We start from the raw sequence: 6,300 nt of genomic DNA on the forward strand, positions 1-6,300 counted from the left end.
ACTACGTTGCGTCTCGCTTGTCAACTACTTCTTTCGATATTTCCTTTCAGAAATCATTTTCAGAAGTTGTTGTTTGCGTATCAGACAACTATTAAAATTATACGCGCTTCTCACAAAAAGTCAACACTTTTTTCAAAAAAGCTTTCAAATTATTCTTCAAAGCTAACAAACGCCGTTGTTCGTAGGGTTTCTAGCAACCCGTGTAACTTGTTTGCCGGTACAAATTCCAATTGATTGGCCAATGCCTGGGTAATACCTGCCATATCATTGACTTCAAATGAATAGAGTGACAAGAGTTGATCACCGGCTTGAACACTTGTCAATTCACCCAGACGCCAATGATCAAAATTATCTAACCCTAACTTTTTCAATTCACGTAACACGACACCTAAAGATGTTTCTTGATGGTGACGGTGGATTTTAGCTGTGAAAAACTGATAACCACCCTCTGTCTTTTCCACAAGGAAATAGGGTAAATCATTTTCAAAAGCAATCGCAGTCGCTGCAATAAGTGACATAACTTCTCCTTTACTGATCAATACGTGCCAAAGCTTCAGCGATCCATTCATCGCGATGCGCTGCAATTGGTGCAAACCCATAGTTTAGATGATTGTTCGTCCAAAAGTGTTTCCTTAGGCTGATATTTTTAGGTAATGTTGTGGTTGGCGTCAAGTTGTCTTGCCGTAAAGACAGACTGATTTTATTGGTGTATTGCTCAATATCTAAAACAGTCACCACAACTTCTTCGCCAATCTGCAACTCGTGATTCAAGTCGTGTACAACACCTGATCGGCACTCAGAAATATGAATCAAACCTTGGGTATGGTCATCTAGCATGACAAACGCACCATAAGGTTGTATGCCTGTAATACGCCCTTTCAACTTTTGTCCAATATGATAAGTCATAATTTAAATCCTCATTCCCATTATAACAAAAAAAGCAGACACTTAGTCTGCAATTTCAATCGTTTCAATTTTAACGTCTTCACGTGGCTTATCATACATATCGACAGCGACGCCGGCAATCTTATCAACAACATCCATACCTTCGATAACTTGACCGAAAACAGTATGCTTGCCGTTTAACCATGGTGTTTCATCAGCTTGTACAATGAAGAACTGTGAGCCATTTGTGTTTGGACCCGCATTTGCCATTGACAATGCGCCACGCACATTCAACAACTTGTCAGAAAATTCATCTTCAAAGCTACCGCCCCAAATACTTTCGCCACCCATACCAGTACCTTCAGGGTCGCCACCTTGAATCATAAAGTCGCGAATAACACGATGGAAAATCCCATTATCGTAGTAACCGTTCTTAGCGTGTGTTGTAAAGTTTTCAACTGTCTTTGGCGCAATGTCCGCAAACAACTTGACTTTAATGTCACCTTGGTTTGTCTTAAACGTTGCAACTGGACCTGCGTAGTTCGCTGCATCTTGTTGTGGATAGTCTGTCATGATTGAACCTCTCTCGATTATGCTTGGTTTTAATTGAAAAACACCGGCCACCTGCTAAGTCGTGCCTTGGGCGTTTCATATCTGATGTGTGATCGGTATTAAACTTGATCTTCTAAATCAGGATCGATGATCACATCACCGTTTTCAATTTCTTCAAGTGCTTGACCAACTGACTTATTTGAGTTGAACTTTTCTTGGGTTGCAGGCAAGCCAGCATCCAATTCACGGGCACGCTTGGCCCCAAGTGCAATCAACTTGTAACGTGAGTCAACTTTTTCAAGCAACTTATCAACGGATGGATAAAGTAACATGGTAATTCTCCTTATAATGTCTTTTCAAAAACGCGCGCAACACGCAATCGTTCTGCGGTAATGATCGCCTTGATTCGGTCAACAGCGTGAATCACTTGATCATTTTCAACGGCATAGTCGTAGTTGATCATTTGCTTCAACTCATCACGGGCGGCAGCAACACGTTTCTCAATAACTTCTTGAGAATCAGTGCCACGACCAACCAACCGTTCGCGTAAATTAGTCAGATCTGGTGGTGTTAAGAAAATGTAAATACCTTCAGGCATCTTTGACTTTACTTGCAAAGCACCTTGGACATCAATTTCCAAAAAGACATCGCGACCGCTCGCTAGCGTTTCATCAATGAAACTTTTAGGTGTCCCGTAATAGTTATTTACATATTGGGCATATTCTAGCATATCCCCATTGACAATTTTTTGTTCAAATTCTTCACGAGAAACAAAAAAATAGTCTTCGCCATCAACCTCGCCAACACGTGGTTGACGCGTTGTTGCTGAAATTGAATATTGAAAATCAATACCCTCTTCTTCAAAAATAGCCTTGCGCACCGTTCCCTTACCAACACCGGAAGGGCCCGAAAGCACAATTAGTAAACCACGCTGCGTCATCATTTATCCTCTTTATGTACTAATGATAACATTATACAGGCTTTCCCCTTGTTATTCAATGGTTCGTCAAAGAATCGCCCGAATAGAATGTTTGTTCCCATGGACAAATAAGGTGGTTATCCACAAAATACCGCATTTTATCAACATCTTATACCCGAACGAATGTTCAAGAAAAAGTAAAGTCAAAATATAATAGTTGCTTTTTTGAACATTTGTTCGTATGATAAGACTATCGTATGATCAAGGAGCAGGTTTATGCAAAATTATCTTGTACACCAACCCGTTGCTACGCAACTACAACATCATATGCATCGCCTTAAAAAGCTACTCACGCCGAAAAGACGTGTGCCTTTAAAGTGCCAGCTCCCAGCTGATGACTTGATTAATCGCTTGGCAGTCGCACTGAATTCAGATCAAGTCGTCACGATTCAAGTCAATGTGTCACTACTATCTGAAGAAGTGACGAATTTTACTGGCTATGTTTATCAGAATCAACATGGGGAAATTTTAATCCAATCCCCCAAAACCCATCAAATGACCACCATTTTACCTGGTACGATTCGTCATATTACATTATAAAAAGGACAATCGCTATTTCAATGGTGATTGTCCTTTTTACTTATTTTTATAAGGCACGTTCTGCCAAAACATCTTCTGGCATTTGCTCAAGAAGATGATTCAAGGCTGCCACATCAATGTAGCGATCAATACCAGCAGTCCCTGTCACAAATTGGCTTAAGCCACTAATATCTTGCTTTTGACTCAAGAAAGTGAGATAAGATTTCACCTCACCACCAATGCCATCAAGGTTATCCCAATCCGGTGACCAATAATTAAACAACTTATCCGTTGCTAACGCATTAAACATCGCTGGTTGCCATAAGTCATGCGTCGCTTGATATTCAGTCGCCAATCCTTCATGGAACCCACGCAACATGTTAACCACGTTATCACTGACCACATCTTTTACAGAAGCCGCCTTGAATTGCGCCAAGCGCTTGTCAGCAAATTCGAGTTCAGCTTGAATTTGCGCTTCAGTCAACTTAGGTTCAAGCGCAACAACTGAATCAGCGTCCTTTAAGGGCTTCATCTTTGGTGACAACCCTCTAAACGTCTCAGCAATGACTGGTAGGTTAAAGTGATCATCCTTATCGTCCACCTGCAAGAACTTGAATTGCAAATCATCGATTGCGGAAGATGTCTTCATCAATTCAGCCACATCTTTACCTTGCCACTTGAAGAAGTTAATTGCCATCACCATGCGCATAATCATGCGCCAGAAGTTAATGTCAAACTTAGGTGCGTGTGCCACAAAGTGTTCATTCACGCTACCTTCTTTAACCAAGAATTGTTGCATGTCATAGAGCACTGGCACAAGCATCACAAAGTAACGCCAATCGCGATCATCACTATTGACCAATGCGGCTTGCATGACTTCATTTAACTTAACGACCGCCCGTTCATTGCTCGTGAAGCTGGTAAAGTTATGGTTAACCATCATCGCAATGACATCATCCAAGAAGAATGAGGCCACTTCAAACGTTTCAGGGCTATACTTTTGTCGGTGCGTTAAATAATAACGCGCTCTTAAAAATCCAGCGAATTCATTATAGTTGAATTCCGGCAACTTATGCTTATTCATAAATTTCTGTTGCTGTTGCCGATGCTTCAAATTTTTAATTTGTGCTGACCTACCTTGCTTCATATTTTATTAGCGTGCATGATATCGCACGCCCCCCCTTCTAAAATATTGTTAGATACTAAGATCCAAACTATACTTCCCATGACCAAATTCACGTAAGCGGAACTGGAAAACTTGTTCTTGGCGTTCTAACCCCGGTGTCGCCACCACGGCTTGTTGCTTGCTAGTGAGCTCCGCCACTTCAATGGCACCGTTAATTGCAGACATCACGGGTGCAAACAACTTCGTATCTGCTGACACATAAAACATGTCAGCATTCCCATAGGTTGCCGATCTACGTGTCAAATTAACCGATACTTTATACCGATTAGCCTCAAAAACAATATGATTATAATTGAAATCATGTGCATAGTGGAATAGTGAGGATATAAATTCCCCTGCGTCAAACTTTTCTTTTGCCATACTTTTGGACGTCCCAACGGGTACGTCATTCCTTTAACTTAAATTCGTTCACCCTCTATTGTACAGATAAATCCACGGTCTGACCACTAATTCGCCCTATTTTACGATATCTTCACCTCAACCTATCGGTTAAGCACGGCTAATATGATATTATTTTGATACTAAATTGGGTAAATAATTTGTATTTTACACCATTTTAGCGTAAAATAGAAGGGTATTTTTAATAAATATGTTTGTAACGTTGTTAATTCAATAACAACGTATCAAAAATCAATCGGAGGATTTTATGGAAGACAAAGGAAAGACATTTTTCGGTCAACCTTTAGGACTGTCAACACTGTTCATGACTGAAATGTGGGAGCGTTTCTCATACTATGGTATGCGCGCCATCTTGCTTTACTATATGTGGTTCCTCATCAGTACTGGTGATCTACACATTACACGAGCAACAGCCGCATCAATCATGGCAATTTACGCTTCAATGGTTTACCTTTCTGGTACGATCGGTGGTTTCGTAGCCGATCGTATCATCGGAGCACGTCCAGCTGTATTCTGGGGTGGTGTTCTCATCATGCTTGGACATATCGTGCTCGCTTTGCCTTTTGGCGCAAGCGCATTGTTTGGGTCAATCATCTTAATTATTATCGGAACTGGTTTCTTGAAGCCAAACGTTTCAACATTGGTTGGGACATTGTATGACGAACATGATCGTCGTCGTGACGCTGGTTTCTCAATCTTTGTGTGTGGTATTAACTTGGGTGCGTTCATTGCACCACTTATTGTTGGTGCTGCACAAGAAGCTGCAGGTTACCACGTGGCCTTCTCATTGGCAGCAATCGGTATGTTTATTGGTTTGCTGGTTTATTACTTCGGTGGTAAGAAAACATTGGATCCGCATTACTTGCGCCCAACTGATCCACTAGCACCAGAAGAAGTTAAGCCATTACTGGTTAAGGTAAGCTTAGCTGTTGCTGGCTTTATTGCAATCATCGTTGTGATGAACCTTGTCGGTTGGAATTCATTGCCTGCCTACATCAATCTCTTGACGATTGTTGCGATCGCCATTCCAGTTTTCTATTTTGCTTGGATGATTTCTTCAGTAAAGGTGACGTCAACTGAACGTTTGCGTGTTGTGTCTTACATCCCACTTTTCATCGCTGCTGTTTTGTTCTGGGCGATTGAAGAACAAGGCTCAGTTGTGTTGGCAACATTTGCTGCTGAACGTGTTGATTCATCTTGGTTCCCTGTCTCATGGTTCCAATCATTGAACCCACTGTTCATCATGCTTTACACACCATTCTTCGCTTGGCTATGGACTGCCTGGAAGAAAAACCAACCATCATCACCAACAAAGTTTGCCGTTGGTTTGATGTTTGCCGGCTTAAGCTTCTTGCTAATGGCCATTCCTGGTGCTTTGTATGGTACAAGTGGTAAAGTATCACCACTATGGTTAGTTGGTTCATGGGCCCTTGTTATCGTCGGTGAAATGTTAATTTCACCTGTCGGCCTATCCGTCACAACTAAGTTGGCACCAAAAGCCTTTAATTCTCAAATGATGTCAATGTGGTTCTTGTCATCAGCGGTAGGTTCTGCTTTGAACGCACAACTGGTGACGTTGTATAACGCCAAATCTGAAGTCGCTTACTTCTCTTACTTCGGATTAGGTTCTGTTGTACTTGGTATTGTTCTCGTCTTCCTATCAAAGCGTATTCAAGGTTTGATGCAAGGTGTTGAATAATTAAGCATAAAAAAGCGCTCACGGTATGTGGTGTACCCAAAAAGTTAAAGTAAAATATTTTAGCTAATCAAGCGGCCAGTT

General features: G+C 41.3%; 9 protein-coding genes. 2 read left to right on the forward strand and 7 right to left on the reverse strand.

Annotated elements, in window-relative coordinates; all coding sequences use genetic code 11:
• Positions 1-149: 149 nt before the first annotated feature.
• The 5 genes from ACW12G_RS05685 to gmk all read right to left on the reverse strand — a co-directional run bounded on the left by ACW12G_RS05685 (position 150) and on the right by gmk (position 2,377).
• Entirely contained in the window at positions 150-518 is a 369-nt protein-coding gene (locus ACW12G_RS05685) for a hypothetical protein (RefSeq protein ID WP_455647479.1), read from the reverse strand.
• A gap of 10 nt (positions 519-528) precedes the next feature.
• The gene (locus tag ACW12G_RS05690) at positions 529-906 is read right to left on the reverse strand and encodes a CvfD/Ygs/GSP13 family RNA-binding post-transcriptional regulator (RefSeq protein ID WP_010001065.1); all 378 of its coding nucleotides are present in this window, start codon (positions 904-906) and stop codon (positions 529-531) included.
• Between the two features lie 42 nt (positions 907-948).
• Positions 949-1,458 carry a peptidylprolyl isomerase gene (locus tag ACW12G_RS05695; protein ID WP_010005817.1) on the reverse strand — a complete coding sequence of 170 codons (510 nt, stop codon included), beginning with the start codon at positions 1,456-1,458 and terminating at the stop codon, positions 949-951.
• A 98-nt stretch (positions 1,459-1,556) separates the two neighbouring features.
• Entirely contained in the window at positions 1,557-1,769 is a 213-nt protein-coding gene (rpoZ, locus tag ACW12G_RS05700) for a DNA-directed RNA polymerase subunit omega (protein WP_010005818.1), read from the reverse strand.
• An 11-nt stretch (positions 1,770-1,780) separates the two neighbouring features.
• Entirely contained in the window at positions 1,781-2,377 is a 597-nt protein-coding gene (gene gmk / locus ACW12G_RS05705) for a guanylate kinase (protein ID WP_010001069.1), read from the reverse strand.
• Positions 2,378-2,632: 255 nt separating this feature from the next.
• Here gmk and ACW12G_RS05710 point away from each other — a divergent pair, with 255 nt between their 5' ends.
• Positions 2,633-2,956 carry a hypothetical protein gene (locus tag ACW12G_RS05710; RefSeq protein WP_029510510.1) on the forward strand — a complete coding sequence of 108 codons (324 nt, stop codon included), beginning with the start codon at positions 2,633-2,635 and terminating at the stop codon, positions 2,954-2,956.
• Positions 2,957-3,002: 46 nt separating this feature from the next.
• Here the strand turns inward: ACW12G_RS05710 and ACW12G_RS05715 are convergent, their stop codons facing one another.
• Both ACW12G_RS05715 and ACW12G_RS05720 read right to left on the reverse strand, forming a co-directional pair.
• Positions 3,003-4,082: a metaphase chromosome protein 1 gene (locus tag ACW12G_RS05715; protein ID WP_455647480.1), complete on the reverse strand. Its 1,080-nt coding sequence runs from the start codon at positions 4,080-4,082 to the stop codon at positions 3,003-3,005.
• 48 nt (positions 4,083-4,130) lie between these two features.
• Positions 4,131-4,481: a hypothetical protein gene (locus ACW12G_RS05720; RefSeq protein ID WP_048701100.1), complete on the reverse strand. Its 351-nt coding sequence runs from the start codon at positions 4,479-4,481 to the stop codon at positions 4,131-4,133.
• A gap of 286 nt (positions 4,482-4,767) precedes the next feature.
• Here ACW12G_RS05720 and ACW12G_RS05725 point away from each other — a divergent pair, with 286 nt between their 5' ends.
• Positions 4,768-6,219 (forward strand): peptide MFS transporter, encoded by a 1,452-nt coding sequence (locus ACW12G_RS05725; protein WP_146976376.1) that lies wholly within the window; start codon positions 4,768-4,770, stop codon positions 6,217-6,219.
• Positions 6,220-6,300 lie beyond the last annotated feature (81 nt).

The sequence above is a fragment of the Leuconostoc sp. genome (assembly GCF_965300815.1).

Bases quoted from the DNA above. Each gene is read 5' to 3' on its own strand.
- ACW12G_RS05685 (WP_455647479.1), bottom strand. From the start codon at position 518: ATGTCACTTATTGCAGCGACTGCGATTGCTTTTGAAAATGATTTACCC.
- ACW12G_RS05690 (WP_010001065.1), bottom strand. From the start codon at position 906: ATGACTTATCATATTGGACAAAAGTTGAAAGGGCGTATTACAGGCATA.
- ACW12G_RS05695 (WP_010005817.1), bottom strand. From the start codon at position 1,458: ATGACAGACTATCCACAACAAGATGCAGCGAACTACGCAGGTCCAGTT.
- rpoZ (WP_010005818.1), bottom strand. From the start codon at position 1,769: ATGTTACTTTATCCATCCGTTGATAAGTTGCTTGAAAAAGTTGACTCA.
- gmk (WP_010001069.1), bottom strand. From the start codon at position 2,377: ATGACGCAGCGTGGTTTACTAATTGTGCTTTCGGGCCCTTCCGGTGTT.
- ACW12G_RS05710 (WP_029510510.1), top strand. From the start codon at position 2,633: ATGCAAAATTATCTTGTACACCAACCCGTTGCTACGCAACTACAACAT.
- ACW12G_RS05715 (WP_455647480.1), bottom strand. From the start codon at position 4,082: ATGAAGCAAGGTAGGTCAGCACAAATTAAAAATTTGAAGCATCGGCAA.
- ACW12G_RS05720 (WP_048701100.1), bottom strand. From the start codon at position 4,481: ATGGCAAAAGAAAAGTTTGACGCAGGGGAATTTATATCCTCACTATTC.
- ACW12G_RS05725 (WP_146976376.1), top strand. From the start codon at position 4,768: ATGGAAGACAAAGGAAAGACATTTTTCGGTCAACCTTTAGGACTGTCA.